The 19,900-nt window shown below is 56.6% G+C and carries 20 protein-coding genes and 1 pseudogene; 6 read left to right on the top strand and 15 right to left on the bottom strand.

The window, feature by feature from the left end; translation table 11 throughout:
* The first annotated feature begins 124 nt into the window (after positions 1-124).
* Positions 125-721: a glycine cleavage system transcriptional repressor gene (locus tag GSUB_RS03835; RefSeq protein ID WP_084211729.1), complete on the top strand. Its 597-nt coding sequence runs from the start codon at positions 125-127 to the stop codon at positions 719-721.
* Positions 722-782: 61 nt separating this feature from the next.
* Here the strand turns inward: GSUB_RS03835 and GSUB_RS19710 are convergent.
* Both GSUB_RS19710 and GSUB_RS17875 read right to left on the bottom strand, forming a co-directional pair.
* Positions 783-1,271, bottom strand: a pseudogene (locus GSUB_RS19710) (ISAs1 family transposase); the annotation flags it as partial.
* A gap of 41 nt (positions 1,272-1,312) precedes the next feature.
* A complete protein-coding gene (locus GSUB_RS17875; protein WP_052464505.1) occupies positions 1,313-2,314 on the bottom strand; it encodes a Druantia anti-phage system protein DruA in 1,002 nt (333 codons plus the stop codon).
* Between the two features lie 155 nt (positions 2,315-2,469).
* On the opposite strand from GSUB_RS17875, the gene GSUB_RS19860 reads away from it, so the two are divergent.
* The 4 genes from GSUB_RS19860 (at position 2,470) to GSUB_RS03810 (ending at position 3,885) form a co-directional block, all read left to right on the top strand.
* A complete protein-coding gene (locus GSUB_RS19860; protein WP_268747560.1) occupies positions 2,470-2,598 on the top strand; it encodes a hypothetical protein in 129 nt (42 codons plus the stop codon).
* A gap of 6 nt (positions 2,599-2,604) precedes the next feature.
* A complete protein-coding gene (gene def, locus GSUB_RS03820) occupies positions 2,605-3,108 on the top strand; it encodes a peptide deformylase (RefSeq protein ID WP_040199264.1) in 504 nt (167 codons plus the stop codon).
* 157 nt (positions 3,109-3,265) lie between these two features.
* Positions 3,266-3,499 (top strand): type II toxin-antitoxin system Phd/YefM family antitoxin, encoded by a 234-nt coding sequence (locus GSUB_RS03815; RefSeq protein ID WP_040199263.1) that lies wholly within the window; start codon positions 3,266-3,268, stop codon positions 3,497-3,499.
* Positions 3,499-3,885, top strand: coding sequence for a type II toxin-antitoxin system VapC family toxin (locus tag GSUB_RS03810; protein ID WP_040199262.1), 387 nt, complete (start codon positions 3,499-3,501; stop codon positions 3,883-3,885). Before GSUB_RS03815 ends, GSUB_RS03810 begins: the two co-directional genes overlap by 1 nt.
* 131 nt (positions 3,886-4,016) lie before the next feature.
* On the opposite strand, the gene GSUB_RS17870 is transcribed toward GSUB_RS03810, so the two are convergent.
* The 13 genes from GSUB_RS17870 to hemG all read right to left on the bottom strand — a co-directional run bounded on the left by GSUB_RS17870 (position 4,017) and on the right by hemG (position 18,728).
* Positions 4,017-6,119, bottom strand: a complete 2,103-nt coding sequence (locus tag GSUB_RS17870) for a methyl-accepting chemotaxis protein (protein ID WP_235269904.1) — start codon at positions 6,117-6,119, stop codon at positions 4,017-4,019.
* 155 nt (positions 6,120-6,274) lie between these two features.
* A complete protein-coding gene (gene extS / locus GSUB_RS03800) occupies positions 6,275-7,105 on the bottom strand; it encodes a selenite/tellurite reduction operon c-type cytochrome lipoprotein ExtS (RefSeq protein WP_040199261.1) in 831 nt (276 codons plus the stop codon).
* On the bottom strand, positions 7,081-7,494 hold the full coding sequence (gene extQ / locus GSUB_RS03795) for a selenite/tellurite reduction operon b-type cytochrome membrane protein ExtQ (protein WP_040199260.1): 414 nt from the start codon (positions 7,492-7,494) through the stop codon (positions 7,081-7,083). Before extQ ends, extS begins: the two co-directional genes overlap by 25 nt.
* Positions 7,491-8,117, bottom strand: a complete 627-nt coding sequence (locus GSUB_RS03790) for a cytochrome b N-terminal domain-containing protein (RefSeq protein WP_040199258.1) — start codon at positions 8,115-8,117, stop codon at positions 7,491-7,493. Before GSUB_RS03790 ends, extQ begins: the two co-directional genes overlap by 4 nt.
* The gene (locus GSUB_RS03785) at positions 8,114-8,506 is read right to left on the bottom strand and encodes a QcrA and Rieske domain-containing protein (RefSeq protein WP_040199257.1); all 393 of its coding nucleotides are present in this window, start codon (positions 8,504-8,506) and stop codon (positions 8,114-8,116) included. The genes GSUB_RS03790 and GSUB_RS03785 overlap by 4 nt, the downstream gene beginning before the upstream one ends.
* Positions 8,461-9,711: a selenite/tellurite reduction operon b-type cytochrome iron-sulfur cluster-binding subunit ExtO gene (extO, locus tag GSUB_RS03780; protein ID WP_144401938.1), complete on the bottom strand. Its 1,251-nt coding sequence runs from the start codon at positions 9,709-9,711 to the stop codon at positions 8,461-8,463. Before extO ends, GSUB_RS03785 begins: the two co-directional genes overlap by 46 nt.
* Positions 9,650-11,500, bottom strand: a complete 1,851-nt coding sequence (extM, locus tag GSUB_RS03775) for a selenite/tellurite reduction operon c-type cytochrome ExtM (RefSeq protein WP_040199255.1) — start codon at positions 11,498-11,500, stop codon at positions 9,650-9,652. The genes extO and extM overlap by 62 nt, the downstream gene beginning before the upstream one ends.
* 250 nt (positions 11,501-11,750) lie before the next feature.
* Complete coding sequence (gene extKL, locus GSUB_RS03765; RefSeq protein WP_268747570.1) at positions 11,751-13,046, bottom strand: multiheme c-type cytochrome (seleno)protein ExtKL; 1,296 nt, start codon at positions 13,044-13,046, stop codon at positions 11,751-11,753.
* A 120-nt stretch (positions 13,047-13,166) separates the two neighbouring features.
* On the bottom strand, positions 13,167-13,400 hold the full coding sequence (extJ, locus tag GSUB_RS03760) for a selenite/tellurite reduction operon protein ExtJ (protein WP_040199252.1): 234 nt from the start codon (positions 13,398-13,400) through the stop codon (positions 13,167-13,169).
* A gap of 51 nt (positions 13,401-13,451) precedes the next feature.
* Positions 13,452-14,633, bottom strand: coding sequence for a selenite/tellurite reduction operon porin ExtI (extI, locus tag GSUB_RS03755; RefSeq protein WP_040202043.1), 1,182 nt, complete (start codon positions 14,631-14,633; stop codon positions 13,452-13,454).
* A 72-nt stretch (positions 14,634-14,705) separates the two neighbouring features.
* The gene (gene extH / locus GSUB_RS03750) at positions 14,706-16,076 is read right to left on the bottom strand and encodes a selenite/tellurite reduction operon rhodanese-like protein ExtH (RefSeq protein ID WP_144401937.1); all 1,371 of its coding nucleotides are present in this window, start codon (positions 16,074-16,076) and stop codon (positions 14,706-14,708) included.
* A 496-nt stretch (positions 16,077-16,572) separates the two neighbouring features.
* Positions 16,573-17,166 carry a TetR/AcrR family transcriptional regulator gene (locus GSUB_RS03745; protein ID WP_040199250.1) on the bottom strand — a complete coding sequence of 198 codons (594 nt, stop codon included), beginning with the start codon at positions 17,164-17,166 and terminating at the stop codon, positions 16,573-16,575.
* 158 nt (positions 17,167-17,324) lie between these two features.
* Positions 17,325-18,728, bottom strand: a complete 1,404-nt coding sequence (hemG, locus tag GSUB_RS03740; protein WP_040199248.1) for a protoporphyrinogen oxidase — start codon at positions 18,726-18,728, stop codon at positions 17,325-17,327.
* A gap of 248 nt (positions 18,729-18,976) precedes the next feature.
* On the opposite strand from hemG, the gene GSUB_RS03735 reads away from it, so the two are divergent.
* On the top strand, positions 18,977-19,879 hold the full coding sequence (locus GSUB_RS03735) for a DnaJ C-terminal domain-containing protein (protein WP_040199247.1): 903 nt from the start codon (positions 18,977-18,979) through the stop codon (positions 19,877-19,879).
* Positions 19,880-19,900 lie beyond the last annotated feature (21 nt).

The raw sequence follows: 19,900 nt of genomic DNA, 5'->3' as shown, positions 1-19,900 counted from the left end.
CACCAGGGAAGCTCCAAATCAATCCAGTTGAGAAGGGTGGCATTTTGCCGTCGAGAGTGTTAAAAAGAATATCCACTTACCCGATACGTTACGCAGGACTATTTCAAGGGAGGCAGAGATCTCTATGGCCCATTTCGCCCTGACTATCATCGGCCGCGATCGCCCCGGCATTGTGTCTCAGGTCACCGAAATACTCTACCGTCTCGGCTGCAACATCGCCGATTCAAGCTGCTCCATTCTCGGCGGGCAGTTTGCCATGATTCTGATTATCGCCCACCCCGACTTCACTGACCGTGACAGTTTCGGTGACGCGTTCGCCCCCCTGGAAGAGGGCAATCTGTCCGTCTTTCTACGTACCCTCAAACCCGGCGGCGAAAAATCACCTCACTTCGATGGCGAGCTGTGCATGATTTCGGTCTACGGCTCGGACAAGCCCGGCATCGTCTACAAGGTCGCCAAAACCCTCGGTGACCGCAATGTCAACATCACCGACCTGCACACCAAGCTGGTGGGCAAGGAATCACGGCCGGTGTATGTGATGATGATCGAGGCGGTTCTGCCGGCAGATCTGACCTCAAGGCAAATTTGTTCTAATTGCATCCAGCAGCCGAGCGCCTGCTTCTTGTATTATCGGTCATTCGCAGGTAGTCGAAGACGGCGCGGGGGTTCATGGCGAGCATCCTCATTTTCTGCGCAACGCTGCCGACGCTTTTTGATTTAATCAGACCGACCGCGAAGCGTCGGAGCCGGGTGATGTTTTCCGGCCCATGGCCGGTGCGTATCCGGCTTCGGTCTTCGTCGTAATTCCAGTCAATGATGTAGTGGCAGCTGTTTTCTATGCACCAGTGGTTGCGATTAGTCTTGAGGATGCGCTGGGCGTCGGCCTGCTGCGGTGTGTGGCTGGTGATTCCGTAAACGGTTTCGGTTGAGACTTTCCCGCTCTTTTTGTTGACCCTTTCGCGTTCGACCATGAAAGCCTGACCGACGTGAGGAAAGTCGAGATAGTCGTTGAGCTCGGCGGTGACCCAGATCCTCCGCGTCTCGATTCGGCCATGGTCGGAGTCGACGGTGACAGCGTGAGGTTCTTGGCGGCCATGAAAATACAGGGTGAGGTCTTCGAGGAGCCGGGGCTGATTGCCTTTGACGGTGAAATGGTAATGGGCCTGCCTGTCTTCGACCAGGTAGCGGGCCAATCGGCGTTGCGTCAATAGGGCGTCGGCGCTGATGGTCTTGCCTTCGATGCTGATCGCCTCGAGCAAGGGGATGGCCATTTTGATTTCGTTCGTTTGCTTGACCTCGTCGCTGCCATCGTCTATCGGCAGGAGGCCGACTTTTTTTGGGTGTGGCAGGTTTTGGTCTCGTGGCCGATCGCGCTCATGATATGCGTCTTGCGGCCTTGCTCGTCGGTGGCGTTGCACATGGTCTTGCCGTCGATGGCGAGGCTTTCATCCGCGCCTGCGTAAGCCTCGTTCCAACGTTGAAAGCTGCGGTCGAGATGATCCGGATCGACCCTGATGAGGATATCGCGGATGATGTATTCGCTCGGGACAAGGTACTGCCCTTGTTTTTTACGGCATCCGAAGCGCTCGCGCGCCTTGGGGCCAAGACTTTTGGCCCAATCGGAAATCGCCTTGTACCCGCGCATCCCGCAAAGCGTCGCCCCGGCGGCAATGGCCAAAACGGTGGACAGCCGGTGGCGTTTCCCTGCGGCGCGGCGCGGGTCGGGGATGTCGGTGAAAAACTCTGGCAAGGATCGCATTTGATCGGCTGTCAACAACATTTTCACGTCTCCTGGACAATAGGGCGCCCCAAGCAGGGGGCGGGACAAGAGCGATTGGGCATTGGACTGCAGCGCACGAACAAACACCATCTTCGGGGACTGTGCGAGGTTGCTATAACCTTGACGGGTTCGGCGAAATCCCTTGGTCTGACCCAGGCATAGCCAATTGGCCGCCTTGTAAACCGTGCCTTGATAGCGCTGCGGATCGACAAAGGTCTCCATCAGCACAAGCGGATGGCCAAAGCGCTCCAGCCAGTCGCGCTGGATTCTTTGTTCGCACAGCGCCAAGACGCGCGAGCCCAGATTGGGCAAATGCCACTGCGGCAGGATCAGAAAACGGCTATTGTTGGCAACCAGCTTCAAGCGGTCATATTGGCGCCGATGATCCCAGCCAATCCACTGGTCGCGAACGGCGCACTTCAAGGCCGCAGCGGAAAAGCTCAGCAAAGCGACCCACTGCTGGCGCAATATGGCAACGTACCAGAGGGTTTCGCCGATCTTGGGCAGATCTCCCAGATAATGATGCGCTTGCATTGTCTCCCGATATCGGTCCTCCTCGAGGGCTGAAACGGGTCGTACATGGATTTCTTTCAGATTCACGACAGGGTCTCCAAGGGCAAAGGACGAACCCTTTATACCCCATCGGAGAACAAATGACCAGAACTTTATGCTGGGGCAAGGCTTAGAGCGTGTTCCCGGGAGGGAACAAATTCGCCCTGGATCTGACCTATGAAGAGCTTGACAAAATTCTGCAGAGCCTTAAAACCGAGATGCAGGTCGACATTACCCTGCGCTCCATCACTCCAGTGGAACTTTAGACTTTCATGGCCGTCAAGGAAATCCTCTGCTACCCGGACCCCATTCTGAAGCAGGTCTGCGCTCCCGTTGACGCATTATCCCCGGAAACCGACGCACTGGTTCAGGATCTGGTCGACACCATGTACGACGCGGGACACTCTGTCGGCGTAGCCGCCCCCCAGATCGGAGCGACCAAGCGCGTCGTGGTGGTCGACGTTTCCCACAGCAAGATGGGGCGCGACAACAATCACGGCCTGCTGGTCATGATCAATCCGGAAATCCTCGAGCACGAGGGGAAGAAACGCATGCGGGAGGGATGCATGAGCGTGCCGGATTACACCGGCAATGTCGTGCGCGCGGAGAGTATCGTCGTACAGTTTACCGACCGCCAGGGCACCGAAAGGGTCATCGAAGCCGACGGCTTTGAAGCGGTAGCCATCCAGCACGAGATCGACCACCTCGACGGTCTGCTGTTCCTCGACCGGGTCGCCGACCGCAAAGCGGATGTTTTCCGGCGCAAGGGTTCCTGAGATTCCCACCCATTCCAGGTATTGACATAAGCAGGATTAATCGCTTACCCTTATAAACGAACTAAGCTTAGCTAGACCTTTCTCTTAAAAAAGCGAATGACCTATTCGCCCCGCGGGGTCGTAACTCCCATGCTGAAAAGTTGCAAAGGAGAAAGTCATGCAGGTCAATATGCACGAAGCCAAGAGCAAGTTGTCCGCCCTGGCTGAAAAAGTCTGGCAGGGAGAAACCGTGGTTATCGCCAAGGCGGGAAAGCCTTATCTGGATATTCTTCCGCACAGGGAAAACAGTACTCCGCGCCAGCCTGGACGCTTCAAGGGGCAGATCCGCATTGCCGATGATTTTGACGAGACGCCGGAGGAAATTATCAGCGCCTTTGAGGGAGATAACTAGTGCAGCGCTTTCTGCTCGACACCCACGCCCTGCTCTGGTGGCTTGGTGATCTTCCGCAGCTGGGTCCGCGCTGCAGGGAGGTGATCAGCGACAGGCGCAATCAGGTTTTCATAAGCGCGGCCACAACTTGGGAAATTTCCATAAAGATGTCGCTCGGCAAACTCGAAGCCCCGCAGGACATGGACTCTGTGGTGGAAGATGAAGGCTTCAGCAAACTCCCCATCAGTCTTTACCACGGTCAGTTGGCCGGTCACCTCCCGACATTGCATCGAGATCCGTTTGACCGAATGCTGATTGCCCAGGCACAGGCTGAAGGTCTGATCCTTGTCACCGCCGACGAAAATATTCCGCGGTACAATGTGCGAACCCGTAATCCTCGCGACTAACGGCCCGGTTAAAAAGTGCTCGTAACATCCATTCACCATAAAAAAGGCGCCATCCGCAATGGATGACGCCTTTTTTATGACTCCCCGCCAGCTCAGTTAAAAAACCACTCGCGGACTTTCCGGATGGGCGATTAACTCGCCCAGAATTCATCCACATCTGACGGGTCGGCCTGATCTTCAGCGCCGAAATCCTCGGCTGGAGGCAGTGAAAGCATGCCGCTCCCGGCCCCGTCAGCTGCCAGATGGAAGCGACCCAGCATCTGTTTCATGTGTGCCACCTGACTGGAAAGCTGTTCGGCTGCTGCCGCGGTTTCCTCTGCGTTGGCGGTGTTCTGCTGGGTGACCTGGTCGATCTGGCTCAAGCCCTGATTCACTTCGGAGATGCCGGCCGCCTGCTCGTTGGATGCCCCGGCAATGGAGCTGATCAGGTCGGACACCTCCGCCGTCTGGGCGACGATACGCTCCAACGCCCCGGCTGTTTCATTGGCCAGCTTTGATCCGTTTTCCGTTTTATTAACGGTCCCCTCGATCAACTCAGCGGTCTCCCGGGCGGCTTTGGCACTGCGTGCGGCCAGGTTGCGCACCTCTTCCGCCACCACGGCAAAGCCCTTGCCGTGCTGCCCGGCGCGTGCCGCTTCGACAGCGGCATTGAGAGCCAGCAGATTGGTCTGGAAAGCAATCTCGTCAATGGTTTTTATGATCCGGGAAATATCCGAACCTGCCGTGCGGATCTCGTCCATGGCCGCAACCATGTGACGCATCTGATCATTGCACTTCTCGGCCGAAACTTTGGTTTCGTCAGAATTACGGCTAGCCTGTTGGGCATTATCCGTGTTGCTCTTGGTCTGCGAAGCCAGCTCGTTCATGGAAGCGCTGATCTCCTGCAGAGAGCTGGCCTGCTCAGTCGCCCCCTGTGACAGGGACTGGCTTGAATCGGCGACCTGGCTGCTGCCCGATGCGATCTGGTCGCCAACCGCCCGAACTTCGCTCAGCAGTTCGTTGAGATCCTGACGCACCTTGGCCAGCGCGTGGCGAATGGCATCGTCCGCGCCCCGGGGGTGGACTTCAAAATCAAGATCGCCGTCGGCCAGACGCTTGAGCGGCTGCACAATTTCGTTTTCCAGACTTTCGGCAAAAGAATCCATGGTGCGCGCCAGAATGCCGACCTCGTCACCACGATTGAGATCAAGGCGCGAGTCCAGCCGCCCGGCTTCAAGGTCGCCCAGCAGGTCCACCGCCTTTGCCAGGGGACGCTGAATCCCCAGCGAAATCCGGACCGCAAGCACCGCACCAATCAGCAGCGCCACACCCAGCCCGATCAACACGCCGCGGGTCGCCTGGGTCATCAGATCCGTCATGCCGGCTTTCTGGATGGCAACGGCCTGGTTGCAGGCCGCGACCGTCGCCTCGGCCCGCTGCCCCATTGTTTCGGCCAGCGCCTGCTGGCGCGCCATCAGATCAACGACATGCTCAAGCTGCCCGATAAAATCGGAGAGGGCCTGCTGCATCTGCTCCAGCAGCGCAACACTGTCGGTGTCATCCAGGCTGTCGATCAGCCCCGCACCGAGGTTCTGCACCGCCTCCAGCGTCTGCCAGGTGCGGTCAATGTATTTCTGTTCGCCGGAGAGGAAATATTCCTTCTCGAATTTGCGCGCGTTGGTGAAAAAAAGCATCATGCGGTCGGTCATTTCCACCCGGTCATAGCGCGCCACCAGCTGTTCGTCATATTGCCACAGGTGGTATTCATCCTGATTGTCACGCAGATCCGCCACCTGGCTCATCTGGTCTTCGCGCACCTGCATCAGGGCGTTCAGAACCACGTTGGAACTGGCCATCATTTCTTCGGTCGCTTTGACCCGCTGCTGCTCGGAAGCGACATACTGGTCGAAGTTTTCAAGGTAGACTTCCGCGGCGGCGCGCACTCCGTCAAGCTGGCCCCAGACCCCCTGGGCGGATTCATTGGCGGAAAGACTTTGCGCAATCTCCTCCACCCGCCCGATGTGCGACCGCACGGATTCCGCATAGGCCTCTTCACCCATCAGGGCAAAACGTTTCTCGGCACTCTGCGCCTCCTCAAGCTGGTGCAGCATTTCAGAGACATTTTCCGAGATTTCGACCCGCGTCATGATCTTGTTCATACCGACATAACCAACCAGGCCGACGAGTGCGGTCAGAAGCAGCACCACTCCGAAAGCCGCCAGCAATTTGGGGCCGATCTTCATTCGATTGAACATCCTGACTCCCTTCCACGTGAGATCAATGTGGCAGAATCCCCGGGAATGTTTACTACAGGGGAAAACGTGAAAACCCTGAAGTGATTAACCCGGAAATAACGTCACGAGATTAACACCACCAAATCTTCATGTAAAGGAGTAAAATGAAAATTTGCTTACTTTTCCTGAGAATCCCCTTCAACCGTGACATCCTCGGAAAGGATGTCCATCAACCGACTGAAATCCTCTTCTTCCAGTCGCACCGGCGCCATGCGGACCAGGGGGCGACTTTTGCGGGGATTATCAATCCATTTTTTGAGACGGTCGCGGTTCCAGGGGTCGTCAGAATCGTCTTTATAGGTGGGGGGGAAGAAGGGAGTCAGCAAACCGGAGAGATTGGGCGCAACCTCGCCACTGCCGAGGCCGCCCAGGGCAGTGGTCAGGGTACGATGGCAGGCCCCGCAGTTTTTGATAAATGCGTTGTCCTCATTTTCGTCGCTCTCCTCGAAGTGGACCACCTGCGGAGTCTGCTCAGCAGGGACTTCACGTCCGACACCGGCGGCATAGAGGGCATTGACCACTTCAACCAGCAGCGGATCGGGAAGGTGAAAATCAGGCATGAACAGGACCGGCTCCCGGATCGCCTCGGCGAGCCTGAGGGGATCGGAGAGGTTGACGCTCTGATCGAGGCTGGTGGCCAGACGGTTGCCGCGACCACCGATCACATGGCAGCGGCGGCAGGCCATTTCGTCGAGGAGTTTATTGCCGTTTTTGACCACAGCGCTCTCAGGCAGAGTGAAATCAGAGTAGTCCGCGGGTATCAGCCCAAAGTGTGCGATGACCGGGCGCGACGAGCGAGGATCACCCCGATGGCAATCGACGCAGCTTCCCCGCTCGGCATAATGGACCGGATGACAGCGCAGGCAGCTCACAGATTCATCGGCCACCGCCGGCAGGCACCAGCAGACTAAAACAGCAATAATCAGAAAGGCAGAACGAAAGACCAATTCTCCCCCCGAAAGAAAACTGCGATGATGGTCAGAGTGACGATCAGAACAAAAGAGGCGAGGGTCAGCAGGTTCACGACCCGCTGCTCACGGGGAAACCAGCAGGCCCGCTCAGCGGGGCGGGTGCGGGGCAGCCAGGGCAGCAGGGCAAAAAACAGCCCCATCACCACGATCAGATAGACAAAATAGTTGGAGTAGCTGACCAGTTCCTGCGTCCACAGCAGAAACCAGGCCGACTTGGACGGGTTGGGCACACGGCCGAAGTCGGCGGCCTCCTGCAGCGGCGCGGGAATCACCGCGGCAAGCACAAGCAGGATGAGGCACACCGCGACAAAAGCCCGCTTGATCAGACGGAAAAAATGAGGCGAACTCTTGACGTAATCAATCATAGGTAGGGCAGCACTCCCTTGTCCTTGCGCACGCGATAGAAATGCAGAGAGATAAGGATCAGCATGGCGGCAGGCAGTACGACAATATGCAGGGCATAAAAGCGTAACAGCGACAGGGACCCGCCGATGCCGTCCGGAACCAGGAAGGCGTGCAGAATCCCCCCACCCGGCAAGGTGTGGAGCAGCTCCATACCGGTCTGGGTCGCCCACAGCGCAAGCTGATCCATCGGCAGCAGGTATCCGGTGTAACCGGCAAACAGGGCCAGGCACAGCAAGGCAAAGCCGATCAGCCAGTTGAGTTGGCGCGGTGGGCGGTAGGCCCCGGTCCAGATCACCCGCAGGGTGTGCAGGAAAAGCAGAATCAGCAACGCGTGCGAACTCAACCGATGCAGGCTGCGCAGGTACTTGCCGCCGGCCACCTGCTCCTCGAGAAAAAGGATCGAAGCAAACGCGCCTTCGGCGGTCGGCTGATAATAGAACAGCAACAGCAGGCCGCTGGCCATCAGCAGCAGGAAGGCGGTGAACGCAAGCCCTCCAAGGCAGAAAGTGTAGGTCAACTTCAGATCGTTGCGGCGCACCACACGCGGAAAAAGATGAGCAATAAATTCCCGCACAAAACTCATACCGTCACCACCCAGCGGTCTTCCCGCTCCTCCAGCCTCAATTGCTTCAGGGGGCGCTGCGCCGGGCCTTCCAGCACCTTCCCCTTGCGGTCGAAGCGACTGCCGTGGCAGGGGCACACCAGCTCGGTGGGTGTCACCGTCACGGTACAACCGAGATGAGTACAGGTCAGGTCGAGGGCCTGAATCCGATCACCGTCACGCACCAGCGCCACCCGCGCGCGGGCGTAAACCAGGGCACCGTCCGCCGGCACCGGCTCGCGCGGCACGTCAAGACGCACCTCGGCCGTGCGAGTCAGGGGACGAAAAAAGCGCCCAAGAAAAAACACTGCACCTGCGGCGGCGATCAGGGCTGCGATGAGGCGTCGACGCCTTCTGCCAGATTCTTCCATTTTTCCACATAGGCCTTTACGTATTCACTGTCACGACGGCTCATGCGCTCAAAACGCGCCGCGTCATAAAAAGAGCCATTGACGACTGTCTGCCCCTCCTGCATCCAGAAGGATTCCAGTCCCAACCCATCCTCATCTGTGCGGTAAATGCGATCTTCCGGGTTCTGCAGCAGAAAGCGCTGCGGGTTGTCATGGCACTCATCGCACATGGGCGTACCTCGCTGAATGGTGTGAGGAAAAAACGCCTTCCACTGCGCCGCCAGCTTGCGGTTGGGCTCGCCCACCGGCCCCTCGGGAGAGATTTCGCTGAAATAGGCCTGAAACTGCGGCCGGATCGGGCTGACCATTCCACGTTCATTAATGCCCAGCGGCGGCAGATTCTGGAAACGCAGATAGGCGCTGCGCACATAATCGGGCGCGGTCTGGTCGCGTCTCAGGACAAAGTAGTCAGGAACCTCCCCTTCGGTGAAACGGATGAAAAAAGTCGCGTATTCCTGCGGCGCCCAGCCGGAGTGGCAGGCATAGCATTCGAGCTTCTGCATATGAGCAGCGATGCCGTGTTCGATGACCTCCAGGTCCGGCTCATGGCAATCGCGGCAGGTATGGGAGGCGACCTGCCCCTGCGCCAGGCTGCTCATATCATGGCAGTCGCCGCATTCCATTCCGGCGCGCCCGTGAACATCGGGGCGCATTTTCAGATAGTGTTCACCCCCGTAGTTCAGGCCGCGCTGATAGCGCTGGGCATCCTCGCGCGGGGCGTAGCCATAGTAATCGGCCCCGACATAATAACCGCGATGACAGGCATGACAGTCTTCCTTGGCCGGGCGTGCGATCTCATGTCCGTCCAGGCCGTGACAATCCATACAATTGCTGACGTGGCACTGGGCACAGTTGTTCTGATAGAAATCCGGATCGGCCTGCCCCCAGGAGCGCTCCACGAAATCCTGCTCCGCCTGGCGGTGCGCCATGGGGCCGTGCAGAACCCCGAGGGTATCGGGATGACACTGCTGGCAATAGATCGCAGTAGCGCTCAGAGCCGCACCCGGCGGGCGCTGCCCGGCATCCTCACCGTGGCAGTCGGCGCAGGCCAGATCCGCATGAGTCCCGCGCACATCCACCCGGTGACAGATGCGGCAGTCGTCCTCAGCGCTGGAGGGCGTCGCGATCGGCAGGAGCAGGGCGAGTAAGACAACGATCAAGGGCACGATAATCGAGTTCCTTCTGATAGATGGGATCCTTGGGATCGGGGTGACAGATCAGGCACTGGTTGGCCGCCCACAGTCGCTGGATTTCACGGGCATTCAAAGGGCGCGAGTTCTCCCGTGTGATGGCGGAGAAGGCTTTGACCTGGCCGTCACGCAGGGTCACGAACCCGTCGAGGGGCTTGTCTTCGGATTTTTCGCAGATCAGGGTGGCATGCAGACTGTCACCCTCCACCACATGCTGTCCGAAGCCGGCAAAAGCCGGGTTACTGTGACATTCGGCGCATCCGATCGCCTTTTTGGTCGTATTGTGACTGTAGAAAGGGGCAAAACGCAACCGGTGCTCGCCATCGAAGCGCGCCACGTATTCATCCTTGAGACGTCGGCCGCGCTGGTCGATCACCGTCACGAACGTCTGACAGCCCGGCGTCACCGGCGAAATACGCCCGCGTTGATTCAGGGCCAGCGGAAAGGGGTTGAGCATGCGGTAGTCTTCGGATTCACTGAAAGCACCGGGTGTTTCACGCTGCTTGATGAAATCGCGCCCCTTCTCGCGCAAGTCATACTGGGTGTGGCAGCCGTAGCACTGCGGCACGCTGGTGGAGTGGCAGGAATAGCATTCCATGCGCTCGTGTCCCACAATCGTGTGTTCCGGCGTATCGGTGATGACCTTGCTTTCATGGCGCTGGCCGTCGCGCTTGTCGACCACCCAGATCTTATCCTCCTCGTAAAACACATTGGAGTATTTGCGCCCCTTGGCGGTGAGCACCATCTGATCGCCGAGTTTCACCTGGCGCTGGTAATTGCGTGATTCCCGCACCGCCTCATCATTTTCGCGCGTCACCGGCTCGTAGCGCGGAGGTTCGGTAGCGCTGCCGTGGCAGTCCTCGCAGGTGATTTCCACCTGCAGGTACATATTCTCATACGCATAGCCGTCGCCCATCAGATCGCGCGAGGTGTGGCAGTCGATGCACTCCATCCCCTTTTCGTGATGGATATCGGGGGTAATGGAGGTCGCGTTGCGCAGCCCGCTGATCAGTTCCGGCCCGGGATAAATTCCGTCGGTGGGCACCAGTCCGTTGTTACCGTCGTTTTTGCCCTGATAGGTCAAGGCGATGCGGCCACTGCGATTGTGGCAGCGAAAACAGACCGTATTGTCGGGCAACGGCTCCATCTTGTGGGTCTTGGAATAGGGCCACTTGCCCTGCACCGTCTCATCGCCCCCCTCGTAGGTGGCGTTGTCGTTGTAGGGAAAGTGGCAGGCGGTGCACCCTGCCCCGTGGCTTCCGGTCCAGACCTGGTTGGACTCGTTGGCCACATGGCACAGGGAGCAGAATTTACGGTAGAGCTCCCCGGCGAGGTTACCCAGATCAACCACGGTGTTCAATTCGAGCGGGGTGCCATCCTCGGCGAAGGTCTCCACAGGCCGGGTCGCATACAGTTGCCCGTCCTCCCCTTCCCAGGTCATCTGAATATTTTTGATCATGCCGGTGTTGGTGGTCATCAGGGTGGAGCGCACCCGACCCAGTTGGTACGCGTGGCATTCACCGCAGGTTTTCTCCCACACCTCGGGCGCGCCGGGATTTTTCTTGCCATGCATCCCCCGGTGAGAGACCTCCTTGTCCTCGGCTTCCGGGTCACCGCCGTGACAGGAAACACAATCACCGTGAGTCTCGGAAACCAGCTCAAGCCCCTGATGGCATTCCACACAGGTGGACCCGTGCGAACGCAGCCAGTCACAGCCGCCGAGAAAAACTAAAACGAGGAGGAAAAGGAGAAAAATCGACTTCATGAACACCGTGGTTTCGAATAGAGCCCTTATTAAAACATTCAACGCAGAGACGCAGTAAAGCAAATTCGGAGAGGCGCAAAGAGGAAGTTTTTAATCATTTTCTCTCCACCTCTCCCTTCTTTGTGTCTCTCCGTTAAAAATTTCTCCCCATGATAACGAACCCCTCCCCCTTTACGCCATAAAAAAAGCCGGCTGCCTCATGGTAGAAGCAGCCGGCCCGCGGAATTCCGCTATGAGGTCTTACGAGTAATTACAGCTCGACCTTGACGGTCTCTGTGAATTCTTTCCACAGGAAGGGGTCGCTGTCCATGGTCCCGTAAGGCAGGTACCAGAGCTGAACCTTTACGTCCAGCGTGCTGCTTTCGTCACCTTCCTCGACTGGGAAGAAAATTTCAAAATGTTCCTTGGTTTTCTTGAGAGGATGCAGGGCGGTATCCGCCACCAATCCGCTCTTTTCGTAGGGGCCGCGTCCCATCACGTCGCCACGGGCGAACTGCTGGGGAACCGGCATGTAGATCACTTCATCACTGTAGACTTCGTCACCCTCTTCATCTGTAGCACTTACCGACAGAACCAGTCGGTTGGGGGTCGGTCAGCCATCAGGGATGCCGTGGCCGGCCTTGTTGGTCATGGCGACATCGACCATAACCTTGGGCCGCACGTTGCGTCCATCGCGCCATACCATGGGGCGCGCGGTGACATGCCATTCAACAGCTTTCTCAGCCATCACCTCAGAGCGATAGCTCTGGATGTTATGCCCAAGTCCGGACTCCAGCATGTGGCATTCCTGGCAGGTCTTGTCGCCGCCGTTGGTGATGTAACTGAACAGGTAGCTGCCGTAGCCGGTGGCGCACTGGGTCGGGTTGTCAAGCTCAAGGTTGGGGCCCAGACCATGGCACTGGCCGCACAGGATGGATGCTTCCATGTTCGGGCCTTGGCGCACGATGGGGAAGTTCGGATCATAGTGCTCACCCGCATTCTTGCCATAGACAACGCCATCCTGCGGATAACCGTCGGTCCACTTGTGGGTAATCGCCATGCGGTTGTGGCAAACCAGGCAGTTGATGTTGAGATCGAGAAGCGTTTCCTGATGCTTCTCGAAGGTGGCCATATCATCGTTCTGATAGGCGTCCATCCAGTCGAAGATGGTCACCACCAGCTCCTTGGCCACATCGTCGGTGGCGTCGGCCAGCTGGGGGAGATGGCACTTGGCACAGCCCATCAGGTGTTCAACTTCAACATCTTCAGGTTTTTCAACACCTGAATAAGCCCAGTTCATGAAACCGTTGGTGAATGCAGTGCGGAAGGTCGCGGCAGTACGGCCGGTTCCGTAAACGGAGCGGGCATGAACGGATTGCGACCACTCTTCGTGGATATCCTGGTGACACTCGAAGCAGGAGCTCGAGTCGTACATGGCGATCAGTTCATCAAGGGTGGTCGCCTTGCCGCGCTTGGCGGCAATGGTGCCATCCTTGCCGATTCCCGCCGCCAGTGTTGTGCTGGTAAAGGCACCCAGCAACAGCAGCGAGAACAGAACCAGAACCATCGCCGAAAAAGAAAGAACATTCAATCTTCTTTTCGACATGATTACCTTGCCTCCTTGGTTCAAAAAATAATCGGCCGGGAAGGCCCTGGCAGAGCCCTCCCGGCCAGTCACAGGCTTAAATTAGCAGCCCATCAGCATGGCGCCGCCCTTTTTGGGGGCTTTCTTCTTCTCTTTGGCTTCCACTTCTACGGTGTCGCCTTCAGAAAAAGAGGACGCTTTGCCTTTTTCAACTTCGATGGTGATGGTGTCGCCCTTGATCGAAGTCACTTTGCCCTTGACGTCATTGGCAAGAGCCAGGCCGGAGGTGGACACGATCATCATCATGGCTGCCAGCAGTACAATCATCTTCTTCATGGTCTTTTCTCCTTCAACATGGTAGTTGACCGATTCAGCATGAACCGGCGATTAGAACATCACCTGGAGCTGCGTGGTGAAGGTGGTGAAGTCTTCGGTTTTTTCGCCGCCGAAGATTCCTTCCTTATCGAAATCAGCTTTCGACAGTTCCATGGTCAGCTTCATGTTCTGACCGCGGAAGTAGTAGTTGAAGCCGCCGCCGTACCAGTCGATCTCCTGGTCAACAATCCCTCTGTACTCGGCCAGAGACCAGTTTTCGCTGCGGGCAAAGAACTGCAGAGGAGTGTTGGGCAGCATGTAACCAATCTTAACATAGCCGCCGTTTTTTTCACCGTAGATGCCAACGACATCATCCTCAAAATTCGCGCCCTTGTAGGCATCGTCCAGATCGTAGTCGGCATAAGCAGCGGAGAAGGTGAAGGTGCCAACCTCTTCAACGGGATACTCGAAGAACAGGTCAGCCGTCCAGGCCTGGTAATCCACGGCATCTTCCGTGACCGTATTGGCATAGGCCACATCATTTTCCATCTGATAAGCGGCACCGATGGTCAGCACCTTCTTCTCGCCCATGTAGGTGCCCTTGTAGCCGTGGTTTGCTTCAGGATCGAGCAGGGTCACGTGGGCACGGGCGCCATAGCGGAAGTTGGACTCGGGCGATGAACTGGAATCGTTGCGGCCGTTCATGGCGTCGATGCGGTACTGGAACTTCTGCTCGAGCAGGTTGCCCCAGATGGAGATTCCCTTGTCGCGAGTGCCTTCGTCAACCAGAGGGGCGCGAATCAGCACCGAACGGTCGAGTGTCAGAGGCGCTTCGCAGGCTTCGAGGTTCTCACGGGAAAAGCTGTACTTGAATTTACCGACCCAGAAATTGAAGCGGTCGTCATAACGGAAGCGCAGGACGGCATCAAGAATCTCGAAATCCGACTCGTCTCCGTCACGCACCAAAAAAGGGGTAATGTTACGGTCTTCGCCGAATTCGGTCTGAACATAGAGGCCGAAATGAGGCCCATAGGCGCCCATCAGCGCCAGGCGGTTGCGGCGGAAGTTGAATTCCTTGGTGTCGCCTTCGCCATCGGCTTCAGAGCCGGTGTCGCGCATGTTGAGCTGAAACTGGCCTTTGTACTCCAGTTTCATGGCACCTTCGTCATTGGGACCAAAGGTCCATACAGGCCCGGCAAAGGCCGGAGCGGCCATCAGCACCATCCCTACACAGGCGGTCAGTAGTGTACGCATTTTCACGATATTCACTCCTTTTAAAGAAGAAAAACCTTTAACCAAACTAGAAATGGAGAGAGTGGTCACCCGCTAGCATCCACCAGCCGCGCCCTGCACGGCAGTAGGAGCGCTGTCAGAGGGGCCAGTCCTGTAATATTCACGGTCCTCATCTTCAATAGTATTGGCGCCTGGATCATAAGGGGAATCGGGTGCTGTATCATAAAAATAAGGGGGTTGAATGTGATCTACGGGGTCAAAAGTTACAGTTTCCCCTCCCCACAAAATAGTCCCCTTAAAGTCTTTCAGCGCGAAAGGCAGGCCACCTTGGCCATCATGCGTCAAAGAATAGGTTTCCCAATCAGAGAAATCATAACCTGCAGAGCCGTCGGGTAAAACCCAAAGCTTGCCTTCAGGAACAATCGAAGGATCTGCAGTCAATGAGGCCCATTGGCTCCAGGAACCATCGTACATCATGACTTCGACTTCGTTACCCAGCACAGCATCAATGGGTGCGAAACCCTGGGATGCCAGATTGCCGGCGCGGCAATAGGTCATAATCGGCTTGGACAGGTCAACCTCGAGATCATTTTCAAGGAACGCGCGCATTTCATCAGCATCCTTGAAAACTGTCACCTGTTGACCATTAATGTCTACTGTCTTTTTCAAACCGGCTACAAGATTATCAGTAACCGCGCCCCGCATCTCCCCCTGAAAAAGAACATAGCCACCGGTTCCTGCTCCGGCAGCATAACTACCTGTGCCGTCAAGGGTCTCTGTAATTTTTGGGGCGGTTAAATCTGAAGTCGCTGAATAGGTATTATATGGGGTGACCAAACCCTGCTCAACGTACATAATTGCTTCACTCAAAGAAGCGCGCAGGTGGGTTTGGGGGCCCCCCAGATCACGAACGCTGAGGTTGGACGGCTCAACTCTTGGGGTGACAGTCGTAACTGGGTAACCATGTGCTTTCCATGCAGGAAGACTGCCGTTAAGTATCTTCAACTGCTTCTTTGGAAACCCCCAATAGCGGAAGGTAAAATATACGCGAGCCAGGTTGTTGTCACCGGTAAAAACAATTGTGCTCCCTTTACGGATGCCACATTCTTGGAGCATTTTGTCCATCGTTTCACCATCAAGCACCATGTTGCCGCTCAACAGGGGACCGTCAATGCGGTCAATCCCAACAGTGCTCCATTCCAACGCACCAGGAATGTGACCGTCGGCATACTCACTTCTAGGACTACCAATATGAAGAATAACAACGTTTTCATAGCCGTCGCCATTGACCAGGCCAGCGTCAACCCAGGATTTGAGAGTGGGTGCGTCAATCAGGACATTTGAAGTACCAATTGAATCAGGTTCGTCATAGCTCGACGACCCGCCGCCGCAACCAGCCGCAATCAGGGCCAGTCCAATCAGGAAAACAAAAAGGTGTTGCCGGAAAAGTTTCTTCACGTTCATGTCGCCTCCAAAAGATAATTTAAAACGTAACGAGTTCACCTTCTCAACAAGATGATGTTTTCTCTGGCACCTCCTTTCCTTGATTTTCTTCCCTTAAATACTTTTCCCATCTCCCAACATTAGAACGAGTATTCTTTCTCTACATGGCAGGTAAAAAATCTTTGGCTTAAAACTAAATTACCCGCAAAAAAGCGGGACAATTGTCAGGATCAGTATTTTTTTTGATTTCTGTTATTAGACGCCCTTCAAGATATACAAACAATTTTGTTAGTGTCAACAGAAACCGAATGTTGATTCGGTCTCGGCAAGCCACAAGCAGAATTAAGGGATTGAAATGACTGAACTTTTAGATTTAAAAAAATTGTCCGATTCAAATATTTTTTAACGGAGAGACGCAGAGAGAATGGAGAGGCGCAGAGATAGAATTCTTATTGAGAGGAAAGGCCCGCATTCTTAATGAGATAGACGAGGCTTGCGGGATCGGGTCGAGGGGAGATTATGCGCGCACGGCACGCAGGGCGTGGTCGAGAATGGGGGAGATCAGGGTGTCGAGGGGTTCGATAATGACCCCCTGGTAGTTGAGTTCAATGGTGCGCAGAATGGCGCCGATGAATGAAGCGGCGGCAACAAAGGGATGGTCGGATCGCAGGGTGCCGTCGGCAACGCCGTTGCGGATGGTTTCCTGCACCCAGCGGAAAGGAGCGGAAGAACAGATGGGCGGACAGGAGCTGAGAAATTCGCCGTGATTGAGAAACAGCATGTAGCGCATCATTTCCGGGTCACTCTGGGCCACATCCACCAGCAGCTTCCCGAAAGCGCGCAATTGTGACAGGACATCGGCCTGCCCTGTGAGACGTTGTTCGAGCATCTCCTGAAATTCGGAGAGCGTCTCGTCATAGATCCTGCGCGCCAGTTGCTCCTTGTTGCCGAAGTGATGGTAGATCGCTCCGGTACTGACACGGGACTCCCGAACAATCATGGGGATGGAAACCGAATGGTAACCGTGTTCAACGAAAAGGCGGCGTGCAGTGGTGAGCACTGCCCGGACCTTTTCCTGGGGATCAATTTTGCGCAGTCTCTGGGCTTCCATTCACTTATAACCTGGGGGCATCCCACACAGAATCAATGCGGGTTTCAGTCGGACAACAAAAGCTTATTTTTCTCCCTTCTCCAGAATTGCCATTCTATAATCTCCCCTCGACCCACCTTTGTCAACCATCTATATGATTTTTTATTATTCACCTCAAATCAGCGCGCCAGAAATTTCATCACACGCTCGACCACCTGGTTAGAGGCATTGACGCAATCGTTGAGGCCTACCCCGTAGAAGGCATTTCCGGTCAGGAACAGCCCCGGATAGTGCTGAAGCCGGTCATTGATGGCGGCAAGGCGCCGGGAATGACCAACGGTGTACTGAGGAATAGCGCGGGGGTGGCGGAAGATCCGTACAAAATCCGGATCGGCCGTAATCCCCATGGAAGCTTTGAGATCGGCCTGGGTGCGCTGCTGCACCGCGCGGTCGGAGAGATTGATGGCGGTCGGGTTGGTGGCGCCCCCCATCATGGAGCGCAGCAGCACCTTGCCTTCCGGGGCGCGATGCGGGAAGATGCTGGAATCCCACAGGGTTCCAAGGGTGGAGCAGCCCTCACGCCGGGGGATCAGGTAGCCGAAGCCGTTCAGATCGTGGCTGATCTTTTCGCGCTCATAACCGAAGCAGATGACATTCATGGGCGCATAGGGAATATCCCGCAGCAGATCGGGGATTTCGTCATCCAGGGAATCGACCATCTGCGACAGGGCATGGGCAGGGACTGCGCCAACGACGATTTCCGCCTCGACGGTCTTACCGTTCTCCAGCTTCAGGTCATACCCATCCTGCTTGCGGTCGATGCGCGTCACCGCTGCGTCGCACTCGACCTTGCCGGTAAATGCGGCGGCCACTGAATCGGTCAGTTCCTGAATGCCCCCGGAAAAGGAGGTCAACACGCCCCCGGGGCCTGCGGCGCTGGCCACTTCTTTGCCCTGCTTGCGCTGCTCCTTCTTCTCTTTGGCGAGCTTGATCATCGCTTTGAGCAGTCCGCCATACTCCTGCTCCAACTGGTGGATGCGGGGGAAGCAGCTCTTGAGACTCATGGTTTCAGGGTCGCCGGCAAAAATGCCGGAAACCATGGGCGCAATCAGTTTATTGAGCGCTTCGCGGCCGAGGCGGCGCCGTCCGAAATCAGCGAGGGTTTCATCCTCATCGTCCCGTTTGGGGGGGATGACCATTTCACAGGCCAGGCGCAGCTTGCCGGGCCAGGAGATGAGCTTGGACTTGAGAAACATCGGACCGTTTTCCGGCAGCTGGTTCAGAATCCCGTCGCTGTAAATGAAGCGCTTACGTGCGTTGTCGTTGGAGCGCAGCAGTTTATCCCTTGCGCCGATCCTGTCGCACAGCTCCAGTGTCCAGGGCTTGCTGTCGAGAAATCCATTCGGGCCCCACTCGCACAGGAAGCCTTCATCCTTGATGCTGTGAATCTTGCCGCCGGTGCGCGATTTTTTCTCCAGCACGGTGATTTCAAGGTCGATCTCGGCTTCAGCAGCGGCCTGCTGCAGGAGGTAAGCGGTGGACAGACCGGAAATTCCAGCTCCAAGAACAGCAACACGGGTCATCAGACGGCTCCTTGATTAGACAACGGACAACGGACAACGGACAACGGACAACGGACAACGGACAACGGACAACGGACAACGGACAACGGACAACGGACAACGGACAACGGACAACGAATCTTAACCGAGTGAAATTCACGGGTCAAGGTATACCCCATATGTGACAAACCTTTTGCGCTGCGACCTTGACGCTGCCCCACGCGGTATTTATATTTTCAACACAATACTTATCCCGGAGATTCAATATTATGGCGAAAGACTATTACGGCGTGCTCGGCCTGAGCAAAGACGCCTCGACGGATCAGATCAAGAAGGCCTACCGCAAGCTGGCCCTGAAATATCACCCGGACAAGAATCCGGGCGACAAGAAAGCGGAGGACCGCTTCAAGGAGATCACCGAAGCCTATGCCGTTCTGAGCGACCCGGAGAAGAAGAAGCAGTACGATCAGTTCGGCGAGAGCGACTTCCACCAGCGCTACAGCAAGGAAGACATCTTTCGCGGCTTCGATGTGGGGGATATTTTCCGCGAGTTCGGCTTCGGCACCGAGGACATCTTCAGTCACCTGTTCGGTGGCGGTGGCGCCCACCCCCGCGGTGCGACCTACGGCGGCACGCCTCATGGAAGAAGAATCAAGGGGCAGGATTATACCCTGCGCATGACCCTGCCGCTGCGCGAAGCGGTTCAAGGGGGAGAGCGGCAGGTCACCTATCGCCACGACGGGCAGCAGCAGTCGTTGAAGGTGCGCGTCCCGCCGGGCGTTGAAACGGGGTCGCGCCTCAGGGTGCCGGGCAAAGGCGGACCGGCCCCGGCAGGCGGGCAGGCGGGAGACCTGTTTCTGGAGATCGAGGTGGCCCCTGATCCTGTTTTCTCAAGGGAGGGGAATAATCTGCTGGTGCAGGTCGAGGTGCCCTTCAGCGGTGCCTGCCTCGGCACCACCATCGAGGTGCCCACTCTGCAGGGAACGAAGAAAGTCAAGGTGCCCGCCGGCATGAAATCCGGCGGCAGAATCCGCCTCAAGGGCTACGGCGTCCCGGCCCACAAGAAAAGGCCGCAGGGCGATCTGTATGCAGTGGTTGGGATCAAGGTACCGAAAACCCTGACGGACAAGCAGAAGAGCCTGTTGGAGAAACTGCGTAAAGAAGGGTTGTAGGGGCGACCCGGTGGGTCGCCC

Source organism: Geoalkalibacter subterraneus (genome assembly GCF_000827125.1).
Classification (GTDB): domain Bacteria; phylum Desulfobacterota; class Desulfuromonadia; order Desulfuromonadales; family Geoalkalibacteraceae; genus Geoalkalibacter_A; species Geoalkalibacter_A subterraneus.
This window is presented reverse-complemented; position numbering and strand designations above follow the sequence as displayed.